We start from the raw sequence: 14,571 nt of genomic DNA, 5'->3' as shown, positions 1-14,571 counted from the left end.
TCGTTTTAGCGTTCAATTCAAATTAATTTTTTTTATTTTTTACTAATTTAAGCTCCTAAAAGCATTCGGCGTCATTCCTGTTTTCTGCTTAAATAATCTTGTAAAATGCTGTGGATATTTAAAACCTAACTCATACGCAATTTCACTAATTGATTTATTAAGATCAAACATTTGCTGCTTAGCAACATCTATAAGTTTTAGTTGAATATATTCCTGAGCAGATTTGCCTGTTTCTTTTTTGATAAGATCTCCAAAATAATTAGCAGATAATCTAAGTTCTTCTGCACAGTAATTAACATTTGGCAGACCTAATTCTAAAGGTTTATCAGAACTAAAATAGCCTGTTAATAAACCTTCAAATCTTTCTATAATACCATGATTTACAAAATCTCTTGTCATAAATTGTCGGTCATAAAACCTTGTGCAGTAATCCAGAAACATTTCAATATTTGAGACAATTAAATGCTTACTGTGCTTATCTATAGCATGTTTCAGCTCATACTCTATTTTTTCAAGACAATCCATGATGATTTTCCTTTCCTGCTCGGATAAATGCAACGCTTCATTTACAGCATAGGAAAAAAAGCTGTACTCTCCTATTCTTCTGCCCAAGGATGTTCCATGTATGATGCAGCATTTCAACATTATTGAAATCATTATACTCTTTTATACGCTTGACATTTACAATATCATCCATTATTATGTTAAATAGCTTATTTTTGAAGTATACAATTATTTTTTAATAAAATGAGTTGTATTTAATCATAAAGATAGATAATGAAGACGAAGTTTTTTATTTCTATAAAGTAATATTTTATCATTAAACTCCCTATAACGCAATTTGAAATAAGCTTACTGTTGCATTATTATAATGAGCTGGAAGTCCTTCTGTATTTTTTAGTTTGGAAAGCCCTAAAAAACTAAAACCGCATTTTGTATAATAATTAATCAGCCCCTGGTTTTCGCCAACAGTATCCATTCGGATAAACTTTTTTTTGTTATCAAAGACATATTGTTTTGCCCATGCTACTATGTGCTCCACAAGATTTTGCCCTTTAAATTCAGGATTACTAGCAATTCGATGAATATAAACTGCAGAATCATTATTAAGTTCTTCCCAAATTTGAGGATCGCTGAATGCTATTGCCCAAACACAAGCTATTTTATTACCAATAACTAACTTCCATTGCCTGTTTTCAGAGATTTCTGTTTGTACAAGATTTAATTCAAATTCTGGCCAATGAACGATATACTTTGACTTTTGAAAATCTGTAGCTATTTTGTAAAGTCTGAAAATTTCATCAATATCGTTATTTGTAGCGTTTTGTATTTCCATAGCAAAAGAAATTAATTATTGATTATTGCTGTAACTTCAACTTCTAATAAAACATCACTACTAAAAAGCTGCTTTACTTCTACAGAAGTCTGTGCGGGTGGATGCTTAGTATCAATATATTTATTTCGTATTGTTCTATATGCCGGAAGGTTTTTAATATTAACAAAATAGTTATTCAATTTTACAATATTATTCATTGACCCGCCAGCTTTCTCTAAGATTTTTTTGATGTTAGAAAAAATATAATCTGCCTGCACTTCAAAATTTCCTAACCCTACTGTATTTCCTTTCTCATCAAGTGCCAATTGGCCTGATAAAATAACCATCTTTGAAGCTCCTAAATTAATTTCAACATACTCGGAATATCCAAAAGGAGAAATATCATTAAATTTAGGATTGGTTTTTTGTTGATTGTTATTGTTTTGTGCTTCCATTGTTGTAGAAATTAATAGGCTAATAAATATTGTCAAAATTGCTGCCTTCATCTTACTAAGTTTAATTACTTGAATGTTATTGATTTATATCGTACAGTTATTTATTTACCACCTCGTCAATTTCGGTTTCAGTAATTCCATACTTTGCCATTCTTGTACGATGGTCATCCGAACCGATATATTTACGAAGTTGTTCGTTAACAGCTTGTAAAAGTTCATTATTGTCTTTACTGAAAGAGAATGCTCCAACAGGTGATTTCCCGTCTCCACTATTTTTGTGAGGTACTGATTCCAATTCTGGATTAGCTTCAGCAATTGCATTATTTCCAATCGCAGTTGCTGCAAATGCATCAATTTTTCCTGCCAGTAAAGCAGCAACTGCATCGGGCTGATTATTAAACATCATTATTTGGCTATCATTCACCCCTGTTAATTTTGCAGCATCAAATTGCTTTTGTCCAGGAATGAGCCCCAATCGTGCATCACTTCTCATTTTAACAGCCTCATAGCTTATCAATCCTTTTGGATTCCCTCTAAGTACAACGAAACCATCACCAAGAGACCAAACTGGTAAACTGAAAGCCACCTCTTTTACACGTTCAGAGGTTACGAAAATTGGCACGTTCATATCCCAACGACCAGCCAGAACACCTGATAAAAGTTCTTCGAATGTTGTGTGGTAATATTCGATTGATATTATACCAATTTCTCGAAGTACGACTTCAGCCAGTTCAATATCTGCACCCTTAACGAGATTACCTTCAGTCCAATAGAAAGGAGGTTCATCGACATATGCGATTCTAAATTTCTTATTATTATCCCACTTGAATGTTGAATTTTGTGCTTGCATAGCTGTAAAGATTAGTGTGCTGAAAAAAATATCAAAATTGTATCTTTCATTTTCTGAGTTCTATCAAAATGAATCTCTCAGCAAAATTATAAATACAAATCCGTTTATAACAGATACAGATTTTGAATATTTTAATGTAACAGAATAAGAATTATGATCTAATTTATTAATTATCATATATTTAAATTCGGAAAACTATTTTACGTTAATCGCTGATTCAATTCTTCAGTAAGCAATCGTCCTAATTTGATAAGTGCATTTTCAATTTTTTTTCCCATAAAAAACAATAACTTATTCGGATGTAATTTTGGTAATCACCTTTTGATGAAAATATTTCACCCGGTGCAAAAGAAACGTTATTCTCAATAGCTTTTTCCTGAAAATCGGAAGTATTGATACTTTCTGGTAACTCAATCCAAATAGCTAATCCTCCATTAGGTCGTGTTATTTTGGTTCCAGCTGGAAAATATTGCTCAATAATGGAAATTGTATGATTTAGGTTTTTATGTAATTCTAATCTGAATTTTTGCAAATGCTTTTCGAAAGCCCCCGAATTTACTAATTGTAGTACAACTCTTTGATTGAAAGTTGAAGTAGAATGATTGTGCATTGATTTAATGCGAGCTACTTGATCTACAAATTTTCCTGCTGCACACCAACCGATACGAAATCCGGGAATAAGCGTTTTGGTAAAAGAGCTACAATACATCACCCATCCATCGGTGTCATAGGATTTAATAGTGTCTGGCCTGCTACTTTTAAAAAACAATTCGCCGTAAATATCATCTTCAATTATAGGAATATGATTTATTTTAGCCAGTTCAGCAAGCTGTTTTTTGGCTTCACTAGATATACTTGCTCCATCGGGATTATTGAAATTACTAACTATGACACAAGCTTTTATAGAAAGTTTCTCAAAAGCTTCTTTTACATTGTCTACTGATATACCTGTTGTTGGATGAGAAGGTATAGTGGCTACTTTTAGGTTTAGGCATTCTAGAATTTGCATTACACCATAATAGCATGGATCTTGTACTAAAACTGTATCTCCTGGTTTAGTCACTGCCTTTAAACAGCATAGAATTGCTTCAGTTGTACCATTTGTAATAACAAGTTCATCAGCATGGATTAAGCCTTTCCAAAGTAATGATCTTTTAGCTATTTCTTCGCGTAAATTTTTGTTACCATTTCTGCTTTCAAGCCCCAAATAACTTCCGCTAATGTCTCTCGATGTTTGTTGAATTACTCGTTTAATACTATTAAAAGGAAACAACCTGTTATCCGGAAGCGAACTAGAAAAGGATACAAAAGTTTTATTGAGGCTATCGAAAGATAGTTTTTGTAATAACTGATCGATATGAACACTTCTTTCCGATAATGAAACCGGTAGTGCTTTTGGTAAGGGTAGTATTTCAGAAGGCCGATCATTAACAAAATAACCTGACTTTTCTTTGGAGATTATCAGGCCTTTATCCATCAAATAATTAAAGGATTGCAATATAGTCCCTATACTCAATCCCTTTTTCATGTGCAAGTTTCTTAACGATGGTAGCTTCTCCCCCGGTTTAAATATTCCATCATCAATCATTTTGGCAATTCTATTCGCAAATGTGATATAAATCGGTTCTTTCATAAGAATTAATCTGTTACAGAAAAATATATAAAAAATAAATCTGTCCAAGATAGTAAAATTATATTCTTTAACATTGTTTCAAAACCTGCTATTGGTAGTATAATGCTTGCGGAAAGGTCTTTGTGATTTATCATCTTGGAGCTCCTTTTCATTAATTCTATGTTCCTATTGCGATAACAGGAAGAGAAAAAGGACCCACTTTATGGCTGGAAGAAGTAAATAACGAAGAATATAAGGCCAAATAGCTTACTTTTTATGATATTAAGGGAAGGTTTTACCCTAAAATTGATGTTCTCCTTTAAACAATTTGTATTTTTGTGAATCTAATTTTTAATAATGTCAATTTTTTCAGATAACATCAGGCTTTTGCGAGGTAAATTAGGAATCACCCAGCGCGAATTGTCTGAGCAAATTACCATAACCACTTCACGATATATTTCCTATGAAAACGCCAGATCAAAACCTCCTGTTGATATATTAATCAGGATTTCAAGATTGTTTCATGTAAGCATTGATCTTTTGCTTTCGGTAGATCTGATAAAATATCCTTTAGATGATATGCTGAAACTTCCCGATAACAGGATTGTATTGCCTGTTGTGGTAGATCAGAATGGAAACGAAAGTATTGAAATCATTCCTCAGAAAGCGTCTATGGGCTATTTACGAGGATATAGCGATCCTGATTATATTGAAAGTCTGGACACTATTTCTTTACCTTTTCTGAAAAATGGAAAGTTCAGGGCCTTCCCTGCCAGTGGAGATTCTATGCCTCCTTTTAAGGATGGATCTTTTATTATTGGGAAATATATGGAAGGAATCAATGATTTAAAATCAGGGACTTCTTACATTTTTGTAACCTCAAATGACGGAATTACCTACAAACGATTGAAGGCAAAAAATAAAGGTTCTATCACTGTTGCTTCTGATAATACATTTTATGAGCCTTACGAAATTCCTTTTGAAGAAATTTTAGAAGTATGGAAATATGCTTCAGGAATTTTTCCGGAGGAATTCTAGTTACGCCCATTTATATAAATTATCTTTCTGTTTTACCTTTTTTAATATCTTGTAAAACAGAAAGATAATCCTATTTTGTTGATTTGTTAAAAATCCATTACCGTATCTAATCCACGTTGTAAACCTGTAAATGTTCCCACTTTTTCTATTGCCAGAAGAGCTCCTTTTACATAAGGTTCAGCACTTGAGCCTGAATCGTGTCTGATGGTTAGCTTCTCATCTTTTAATCCAAAGATGGTTTCAATAGAAATAACATGGCCGGGTAATCTTATGGAATGCACCTGAACACCTTCAAGGTTGGCGCCGCGACTGTCTTTTTCCCCAACCAATTCATCATTTGAAATATGTACCGTAGGTTTCTGAACTTGGGAAAGCCGATGGGCTAATTCTCTTGCTGTTCCGCTTGGGCTGTCAATTTTATCTTCATGTGCATAATCAATAATTTCAAAATTTGGAATGTATTGTGCTGCCATTTCTGAAAACTTTTGAAGAAGAACTACGGTTAGGGAAAAATTACCAACCGCTAACACAGAAGAATTATTCTCTTCAGCTATGGTAGCTATTTCTGAATAATCTTCGGCGGTTAACCCCGATGTTCCTATCACTACTCTTTTCCCTTTCTTTAATGCTGAAATTGTATTTTTCTTGCAAACATCAGGTTTTGTATAATCTACCAAAACATCAAAATCTACTTCAGATAAGGCATTATCAATATCATCATAAATGGGAATTTCAGCATTTTCTAAACTTAAAATTTCTCCGAGGTTTTTACCCTTATTCTTTCTGGATAAAGCGCCCACTAATTTCATATCCTCTTTTTTGTAAACTCCTTTGCTTAATTCAGAGCCTGCCCATCCGGTAGCTCCGGCAATAAAAACTTTGATCATTTTATTTTGTTTAAATTGGTTTATGTCTGTCTTTATCAATTTTCTGAATCGCGTTATTTTTAATTTCTTTTTTGTCTTTTTGAGGAAGGATTTTTAATCAACACGATCAACTACAATGTATGATTTTTTACGGATGATTATCTTCATTTTTTACTGAAAAAAAATTAAAAGCAACAAATTGGTGGTAGTGAAATAAAAATATTATATTTATTTCCCCAAAAAATTGACTGGTTATGCCGACTGATGCTTCTCACAAGCTGATTCCGATGACAACTTTTGTTATTGAATACTATTTAAACGAAGGATATGCAGATCTTCAGACATTAAGTTTGATGAATAATTATGCTAATTTCCTAAAACAGCCTTTAACTCTTGGAATGTTTATTCCGGTAGATGCCAATGGAAATGTCCTTAAAGAACCTAAAAATTATAGCGTTTGGAAAACATTAAAGCATAATGACGGAGAAAAAAATGATGGTGTTGGGTTTGAGGAAAACAGAATATATCAAATAGCAGAACGAAACTGTTATTTTGAAGGATTTGATATTGTATACAACGGCTATTCCATCGTTCGTATTGTTGCATCTTATAATAATTCTATTGAATTATCTTTTAATAAGAGTGACTTAAAATGTTCAACATTTACTGATATTGAGTCGTTTACTGTTCTAGATGAAATATATTTAACGCCTACTGCCTTAAAGACTATTGGAATTAAAAAAGGATAAATAATAGGAGTAAGTACAAAGAACGTGTCATATTCTTTGTACTTATTGTGATTTTAATTGCTAAACCTTTTCTGGAACGAAAAACCAGGTTGGTGCATGGCAATTTCATTTTTACTCGTTTCTAATTGTGCTTCACTTATATAAACTCTCATTTGCTGTTCATAATTGTTGATGGCATCTTCTATTGTTTCAAACCTTCCGTTGGTTAGATTTTCGGATAAAATTAACGCGTCCAATAATGCGGTATTGGCACCCTGACCAGCAAAAGGAGGCATCACGTGTGCAGCATCTCCAATTAATGTGATCGGTAAAGGACGATTAATTTTCCAAGGATCTTCTACAGAAATTTTACGGGTTGGTAACCCTACAAAAAAGGAAGTTGAACGGAATAATTGATGATAGCATTCACCCCAATCAGCTAACATATCAGAAAGAAATGTAGCCATACTTTCTGTATCTTGAAAGTTTAATTTATTTTCATGAATCCATTCCTCAGGTTTTCTGAACGTTACATTATACGTTAATGCGCCGTTGTTATTTGGGTTTGCAATTACATTGATTCCATGATTTGCGGCCATCAATATATTATTATCACACAGTTGAAAAAAGCCTGGGCATTGTATTTCAGGCTGAAAAACTTCGCCTTGTATAATAAAAGTTCCGGTATATTCTACTTCTGCATCTGTTATATATTTTCTGGCTTTGGACATTCCTCCATTTGCCCCAATCACAAAATCTGCGGTTGCAATTATATTATTTTCAAAATGTAGAATCCATTTTTCGTCAGTTTTTTCCAGGTTTGTAAATTTCCTGTCCCAAATCACTGTATTGGATATTAAGCTGTCGAGTAAAAGCTGTCTTAAATCATTTCTATTGATTTCAGGATTATCGTGATAGCTTTCGGGTGTCTGATTTTTAACGAATAAAACCTTGCCTTTTTCATCAGCAATAGTTCTTCCCATCGGGATTGCTTTCGCATAATAACTTTCCAGTAATCCTGCTTTTTTCATAGCATCCTGTCCCGAACCTTTGTGTAGATCTAAGGTACCGCCCCAAATTCTGGTTTGTGAATCTTGATCTCTTTCATAAACCTTTACGTCTGCTCCTTCTTGTTGTAGTAATTTTGCTAATGTTAATCCTGCCGGTCCGGCACCAATAATAGCTATTTCCTTATTCTTTAATAACATGATTTTGTGTTGTTGTATCTGAATACAAAATTCTGAAATCTTGATGCAACAGGATTGTATAAATGCGACAAAATATGTTTTTCAAATAAATCAAATGAATCGAGTTAGACTATTTTATATTTCGGTTTGCTTTTTTTTACTTTCACTAAAAATTGTAGCGCCCATACTTGCAGAGATGACACACGCCACAGAGATCCATTGCAAAAGGGTAAGCTTTTCTGATAAAAATAGCAATCCAGAAAATGCGGCAAAGGCAGGTTGTAAACTCGTTAAAATACTAAAGGTTTTTGCCGGAAGTTTTTTTAATGCTACCAAATCTAACGAAAAAGGCAATGCGCTTGATAAAATAGCCACGCCCAAACCTTTTAAGAAAAGTATTGGTGTAAGTTTAAAAACTCCCCCATCCCATAATGCAAATGGTAAAATAATCAGGATGGCGAAAAGCATTCCTGTGGTAACAGCGTCCTTCCCTTGCATTATTCCTGCTACTTTGCCACCCATTACAATATATACTGCCCAAAAAACACCCGCAAGAAAAGCCAGTAAAAGTCCTAATAAATCTACATTATTACTTTGCCACGGAACAATCAATAAAATACCGGCACAGGCGAGTAATCCCCAGAGAATGTCTATCCATTTACGAGATAAAGATAAGGCTAAAAATAAAGGACCAATAAACTCTACTGTTACGGCCAATCCTAATGGAATTCTTTGTATTGCTAAATAAAAAATCAGATTCATGGCCGCAATTCCTATCCCATAAAGGCCGCAATATAACCATTGTTGCTTGGTGAATGTTGAAAATTTTGGACGATTAATGATGGTAAGAAGTAATGCTGACAAGCCAATTCTTAATACACTTGTTCCTACTGCTCCAATTGTAGGAAACAGCTGTTTTGCTATAGAAGCCCCACCTTGGACACAAACCATAGATAACAATGCTGCGGAAACGGCTTTATTCGATTTTTTCATTTATAAAACAATTGATTATAAAACACTAATCAAGAAGGCTTAGTATTTTTTTATTGATTGGATGGCATTACCCAATTAAAATGCAAATCTCTTAAAAATAATTCTTTTATAGCCTTTTTTGAATCAATTTTCCTGTGATTAAAAAATGTTTTTTATTTTGAACAGGCTAAAACCCCGTTCCTATTGATAAAGCCTCTATAGAACCATGTCAAGGTTTTAAAACAAAAAGATTAAAAACTAATGTGTCCTTATTTCCAGTTTAATGATCAACTTAAAATATTAATGTATTAATCTTTTGCTTCTTTTGTGGTCAATTTGAAATTTTATAAGTTTATTAATTATTTTTATGATTGTCCGCAAATCGCCTGAAATTAATTTTACCGCAAAATCTGTAAATATCTTTTCTTACTTATCGTTTTAGAGTTCGTAATGGCATTTCATTCAGTAAAAAACCATAGACTTTTCAGTATTTTTTAAGTTTTGGCTGAAGCCGATTGGTTTTCTATTTTATTTGAACGGGTTAAAACCCGTTCCTATTGATAAAGACTTTCTGTTTATTTAAAAATTAACCGCAAAAGCAACAAAAGGTACATGGATAGCTAAGCATTATGTAATTCTTAGAGAACAAGAGTTCTTAAAAGATTAAAAATCAAAGATTTTTAAAAACTAATGTGTCCTTATTTCCAGTTTAATGATCAACTTAAAATACTCATGTTTTAATCTTTTGCCTCTTTTGCGGTTAAATTGAAAGTTTACAAGTTCAAGATAAAACACTTAAAAGCTAAGTATTTGCGTATTTCTTTGACGAATGGCTTCTTCCGTTCTTGGGATGAAATTATCTGTAATGTTTATTGCTGCGGTAGTTTGTACTTCTTCAATAAATGGTTTCAAATTTTGGTTGTATTCTTGAAATGCGAGTGTGAAATTATCTTCATATTTTTCCAATGCATCCGCTAATGTTGCAGCTCCAATCATGGATAAAGAACCGCCCATTCCTGCAGCAGGAGAAGCACAATATCCGGCATCGCCTATCAGCGCTACTCTGCCTTTTGTCCATGATGGCATTTTGATCTGACAGAATTTATCGAAATAAAAAAATTCGGAGTTTTTAATTTCTTCTAATAATTCTGCAGTTCGCCAGCTTTGTCCTTCAAATTGTTCCAGAATAATTTTTCTTTGTTCATCTTCATTTCGGTAATCATAATTAATCTCTTTTTCTGAGAAGAAGCAAAAAATAATATCGGTTTTATGGTTATATGCATTCAATGTAATAGCCTTGTCCGGCACATTGTACATTTGCATTGTTTTTTGTTTAATCAAAAGTTTATCGGCAATCGTGATAGAAAAATACGCTCCCATAAAATGAGAATATTCTGTTTCGTCACCAAACCAAATTTTTCTCACTCCCGAATGAATGCCATCGCAGCCTAATACCAAATCAAATGTGCGCTGCGAACCTTCTTTAAAACTCGCTTGTATATTGTCTTGTGTTTCATTTAAAGCTGTGATGCTATTGTTGAAAATAAATTCGACATCTTTTTTCAGTTCATCAAATAAAATATGCGTAAACTGATCACGTTCAATTTCAATCTCATCATCAGTAGATTCGGGATCTTCATTCAAGACTATTGAACCTTCTGAAATATCATCAGCATTTTTAAATTCTATCTTTTCGACATTCAGCCTGTTTGCTTTTAATTGCTCAAAAATTCCCATGCGTTTAGAAATATCTGAAGCCAAACCTTTTATATCAATCGCTGCTCCTGCAGTTCGAGGTTTGCTGGCGAGTTCAACTACGGTTACTTTATAGCCTAATCTATTCATCCAATAAGCGGTTGAAAGTCCGGCTATACTCGCACCGGAAATGAGGACTGATTTTTCTTTTAATGATTCCATTGTATTTATTTTTTTGTTGATACAAAGGAACATCGTAAAAATAGGGACTGCAATATCAGAACAAAGTAAGTATTGGACTAATCGCGGTTTTTGTTTCGAAAAGTCAAAGGAGTGATTCCTGCAACTTTGGTAAAAAGGCGTGAAAAGTAAGGATAATCATCATATCCTAATGCTGTAGCGATTTCTTTTACCGATTGATCTGAATGATAAAATAAGCGCTTGGCTTCTAAAACAATACGCTGTTGAATATGATAAGAAACAGAATAACCCGTGGTATTTTTGATACACTCGTTCAAGTATGGGGTCGAAATATTAAGTGCCTGGGCATAATCTGCCGGACGTTTGACAGTTATATATTTCTGTTCTAAAATTTGTTTAAAAGCCTTGGTGATAATTTCAAATCGGGATAGTTTTTCCGGAGATTGAGTATGTTCTAAATATTGAGAAATAACCAATGATACCAAGGTGTTGCAACTATCTTTTAATAAAGAATGATAAAGTTTTTCATTTTTCCGGTCATAAAATTTTAGAGAAAGTGATAGAGCCTCTGAAATAAGAGAGTATGTTTCTTTATCTAATAGTAAAGGTTTTACAGGTCTGATTTCATCCAATAATTTTAGATATTCAGGATTCAGATATTCACTGTTGAGTGCAAAAGTACTGACGGTTATATTCTCAACGGCTGTGGTATAATGCACCTGATCGGGATGGATGTAAATGACAGATGATTCTTTAATATCATATTTTTGAAAATCAATTTCAATGGAAACAGTGCCTTTTTCAAGCAAGAAAAATGAATGAAGATCATGCCGATGAGATTCTTTCTCCTCTTCCTCAATCATTGGATAATCAAAAGATATTCTTTCCATAACAATGCCCGGGCTGCGTTCGTCAGCCATGGAATTAACAGGAATTGATGTTCTGTTTTTGTTCATTATATGATTTTAACCACAAAAGATGCAAAAGTTTTTGTTACATACTTTAGAACCTTTTGTGGTTTGATTTTTTAAAGCAAATTTATGCAGGTTCCCACAGCTCTATTTTATTGCCATCTGCATCCATAATATGTACAAATTTTCCGTATTCGTAGGCTACAATTTCGTCCACCACTGTGACACCGTTTTCTTTTAGATTATTTACCAATCCTTCAATATTCTGAACTCTGTAATTGATCATAAATTCCTTTTTTGAAGGCGCAAAATACTCGCTTCCACTTTTAAAAGGGCTCCATTGCAAAGAATCTACTTCTTCTGGATTATTCACGTTTCTGGATTTAAAAGTTGAACCCCAGTCGTTGGTATCTAATCCTAAATTTTTCGCATACCATTCTCTTGTTTCCTTTGGATTGTCTGTGAAAAAGAAAATCCCACCAATTCCTGTTACTTTTGGAGTGGTATCAGCAGGTGAAGCTGGGTTCTCAGTTTGATTTTTTTGGTCTTCCATATTGTTTTTTAAGTATTGAATATTAGCTTACAACTCCTATCGTAAGCAAAGCTTTTATTAAATTTTCTTTTGTTTGAATGTGATAAAATCACTGCTGATGATTTGTTTTCCTTTCTTTGCTTTTCGAGCAAATGCTGCCGGTGTTGTACCGCTGTAGCGCTTGAATTCTCTGCTTAAATGAGCCTGATCGGTATAGCCCAATTCAATGGCTAAAGCAGCTAAATTAGATTCAGGATCTAGCCATAATTGATTTCTTACCTGCTCAAACCGAATCAAACCGGATACATCTTTTACTGTATGACCAGACGATTGTTTAAACTTTCTTTCCAAGGTACGCACCGTTGAGTGTGCCTCTGTAGCTATTTGACTTACAGACATGGTTCCCTTTGTCTCTCTCATGATATTTCCTGCTTTGGAAAGTGTATTGTCGTTAAAAATTTGTGGTATACTTAAGAACTCCTTTTGTACATGAGTTATGGCTTCTTCTATTTTCCCATCCTTAATATATTGAGCCAAAATAGGCTGAAGTTGAGCGATAGAGTGTTCAAAAATCTGTACATCGTCTTTACCGGATGGAAGTTCAAGCAGATCAAAAATACTCCACGGATAACATCTGATTCCTATAATCTCTAAACTGTTTTTTGCATAAAAATGAGCCGGTTGATTAAGAAGTCCTATCATAAATGGTGAAGGTAAAGGCTCTATATTTCCGTTGTGAGCAATGCTACAGCCACTTCCAAAATGAAAAATAATTTCTGCATAACCATCAGGAACCACTTCAAAACTTGATTCTACTTCTCCGAATTCTCTTCTGTCATACCAAAAACATTGGATGCTGTTTTGTAGCGCTTCAGAAGGTTCAAATTCTAGGTGTTGCATGTTGAAATATTAGAGTTCTTGACTACGGTTTTGGTGAAAATATTTTTTGAGCAGATGGAATCAAAATTAATAAATAATTAGATAAAGAAGAAATATTTATTTATTAGCGAAAGATTTTACCTTCTTATTTTAAAGCCTAAGTTTTAATTATTTAGATTTTAATCAATTATAATGAAAAATTTATAGGTGTATGGCATAATAATAGGTTGTTTTTAATGAAGTATAATCCTAAAAACCATTCACACAATGAAATCAGACCATATCATACAGAAAAGCCTTAGGGGAAAAACAGTTGTTATTACAGGAGGAAGCAGTGGCGTTGGAAGAGCAGTTGCTGAAGCTTTTGCGCTTGAAGGATGTAATATTGTTGTTGCAGCGAGAGGTAAAGAGGCATTAGATGAAACCGTAAGTTTATGCAGAGACCTGGATGTTGCGGCGCTTGCTGTTCCTACAGATGTTTCGATTGCAGAACAGGTTGAGAATTTGGCACAGACTGCTTTACAATTCAACGGAAGAATTGATATTTGGGTGAATAATGCCGGAGTAATGGCTAGTGGAAAATTTGAAGATATTCCGATGAAGCTCAATGAGCAGGTAATTAAAACAAATTTGTTTGGCTATATGCATGGCGCCTATTCTTCATTGCCTATTTTCAAAAAACAAAATGAAGGAATCCTTATCAATAACGTTTCGATTGGCGGATTTATGCCTGCGCCCTACAGTGCGGTATATTCCGCTACAAAATTTGGAATTCGAGGGATGATGGAATGTCTTCATGGAGAAATTTCAGATTTCCCTAATGTGCATATTTGCAATCTCTATCCACAGATTCAACGATCTACAGGAAATATGCATTCTGCTAAATATTCAGGTTTAGATTTTAAAATTCCTCCCTTTGCAGCAGATCCCAGAGATACCGCAACCAAAATAGTTGAATTGGCAAAAAATCCACGAAAAGATCTATTTCCAGATGCTGTTTCTATGATCTTAAAGAACGTTTATGGGCTATTTCCAAAACCAATCATGAATATAGCCTCCGCAGGAATGCGATTGATGATGAAGATTAAAAAAGCGCCTTCTGATGACGGAAATGTCTTGTACCAATCATCAGAACCTCACAGAATTTATGGTGAAACGATGTTTCCGGTGCCATCAAAGAAAACTAAAATGGCAGTGTTGGCAGGTGTTGGTTTAGGATTAGCGTATATGCTATTCACCAACAAATCTTCAAATAAAGATTAAGTATAGAAAAACTCAGTCACAAAAACATCTTTCAAATCGAAGGATGTTTTTTGTTGCTGATCTCAAC

15 protein-coding genes are annotated in these 14,571 nt (G+C 33.7%); 3 read left to right on the top strand and 12 right to left on the bottom strand.

Features of this window, described 5'->3' with window-relative positions:
* Positions 1–42: 42 nt before the first annotated feature.
* The 5 genes from AMQ68_RS02595 to AMQ68_RS02575 form a co-directional block, all read right to left on the bottom strand.
* Positions 43–657: a response regulator transcription factor gene (locus AMQ68_RS02595; RefSeq protein ID WP_082383948.1), complete on the bottom strand. Its 615-nt coding sequence runs from the start codon at positions 655–657 to the stop codon at positions 43–45.
* Positions 658–829: 172 nt separating this feature from the next.
* On the bottom strand, positions 830–1,336 hold the full coding sequence (locus AMQ68_RS02590) for a GNAT family N-acetyltransferase (RefSeq protein ID WP_054509059.1): 507 nt from the start codon (positions 1,334–1,336) through the stop codon (positions 830–832).
* A gap of 11 nt (positions 1,337–1,347) precedes the next feature.
* Positions 1,348–1,821: a RidA family protein gene (locus AMQ68_RS02585; protein ID WP_198408873.1), complete on the bottom strand. Its 474-nt coding sequence runs from the start codon at positions 1,819–1,821 to the stop codon at positions 1,348–1,350.
* Between the two features lie 46 nt (positions 1,822–1,867).
* Positions 1,868–2,620 carry a transporter substrate-binding domain-containing protein gene (locus AMQ68_RS02580; protein ID WP_054509057.1) on the bottom strand — a complete coding sequence of 251 codons (753 nt, stop codon included), beginning with the start codon at positions 2,618–2,620 and terminating at the stop codon, positions 1,868–1,870.
* Positions 2,621–2,861: 241 nt separating this feature from the next.
* Positions 2,862–4,253, bottom strand: coding sequence for a PLP-dependent aminotransferase family protein (locus tag AMQ68_RS02575; RefSeq protein WP_054509056.1), 1,392 nt, complete (start codon positions 4,251–4,253; stop codon positions 2,862–2,864).
* Between the two features lie 336 nt (positions 4,254–4,589).
* Here AMQ68_RS02575 and AMQ68_RS02570 point away from each other — a divergent pair, with 336 nt between their 5' ends.
* Positions 4,590–5,270: a LexA family transcriptional regulator gene (locus AMQ68_RS02570; RefSeq protein WP_054509055.1), complete on the top strand. Its 681-nt coding sequence runs from the start codon at positions 4,590–4,592 to the stop codon at positions 5,268–5,270.
* A gap of 86 nt (positions 5,271–5,356) precedes the next feature.
* Here AMQ68_RS02570 and dapB read toward each other — a convergent pair whose 3' ends face one another.
* A complete protein-coding gene (gene dapB / locus AMQ68_RS02565; RefSeq protein WP_054509054.1) occupies positions 5,357–6,157 on the bottom strand; it encodes a 4-hydroxy-tetrahydrodipicolinate reductase in 801 nt (266 codons plus the stop codon).
* Positions 6,158–6,390: 233 nt separating this feature from the next.
* Between dapB and AMQ68_RS02560 the strand changes: the two genes are divergently transcribed.
* On the top strand, positions 6,391–6,885 hold the full coding sequence (locus tag AMQ68_RS02560) for a hypothetical protein (protein WP_054509053.1): 495 nt from the start codon (positions 6,391–6,393) through the stop codon (positions 6,883–6,885).
* Positions 6,886–6,938: 53 nt separating this feature from the next.
* Here AMQ68_RS02560 and AMQ68_RS02555 read toward each other — a convergent pair whose 3' ends face one another.
* The 6 genes from AMQ68_RS02555 to AMQ68_RS02530 all read right to left on the bottom strand — a co-directional run bounded on the left by AMQ68_RS02555 (position 6,939) and on the right by AMQ68_RS02530 (position 13,262).
* Positions 6,939–8,072 (bottom strand): NAD(P)/FAD-dependent oxidoreductase, encoded by a 1,134-nt coding sequence (locus AMQ68_RS02555; protein WP_071254646.1) that lies wholly within the window; start codon positions 8,070–8,072, stop codon positions 6,939–6,941.
* A gap of 114 nt (positions 8,073–8,186) precedes the next feature.
* Entirely contained in the window at positions 8,187–9,044 is an 858-nt protein-coding gene (locus tag AMQ68_RS02550) for a DMT family transporter (RefSeq protein ID WP_054509051.1), read from the bottom strand.
* A gap of 774 nt (positions 9,045–9,818) precedes the next feature.
* Positions 9,819–10,940, bottom strand: coding sequence for an FAD-dependent monooxygenase (locus tag AMQ68_RS02545; RefSeq protein ID WP_054509997.1), 1,122 nt, complete (start codon positions 10,938–10,940; stop codon positions 9,819–9,821).
* 77 nt (positions 10,941–11,017) lie between these two features.
* Positions 11,018–11,875: an AraC family transcriptional regulator gene (locus AMQ68_RS02540; protein WP_054509050.1), complete on the bottom strand. Its 858-nt coding sequence runs from the start codon at positions 11,873–11,875 to the stop codon at positions 11,018–11,020.
* Between the two features lie 82 nt (positions 11,876–11,957).
* Positions 11,958–12,383 (bottom strand): VOC family protein, encoded by a 426-nt coding sequence (locus AMQ68_RS02535; protein WP_054509049.1) that lies wholly within the window; start codon positions 12,381–12,383, stop codon positions 11,958–11,960.
* A 57-nt stretch (positions 12,384–12,440) separates the two neighbouring features.
* Positions 12,441–13,262, bottom strand: a complete 822-nt coding sequence (locus AMQ68_RS02530; RefSeq protein ID WP_054509048.1) for an AraC family transcriptional regulator — start codon at positions 13,260–13,262, stop codon at positions 12,441–12,443.
* 246 nt (positions 13,263–13,508) lie between these two features.
* On the opposite strand from AMQ68_RS02530, the gene AMQ68_RS02525 reads away from it, so the two are divergent.
* Positions 13,509–14,504 (top strand): SDR family oxidoreductase, encoded by a 996-nt coding sequence (locus AMQ68_RS02525; protein WP_054509047.1) that lies wholly within the window; start codon positions 13,509–13,511, stop codon positions 14,502–14,504.
* Positions 14,505–14,571 lie beyond the last annotated feature (67 nt).

The sequence above is a fragment of the Chryseobacterium sp. ERMR1:04 genome (assembly GCF_001297705.1).
Classification (GTDB): domain Bacteria; phylum Bacteroidota; class Bacteroidia; order Flavobacteriales; family Weeksellaceae; genus Chryseobacterium.
Note: the sequence above shows the minus strand (reverse complement) of the source record. Positions and strands in the feature narration are given on the sequence as shown.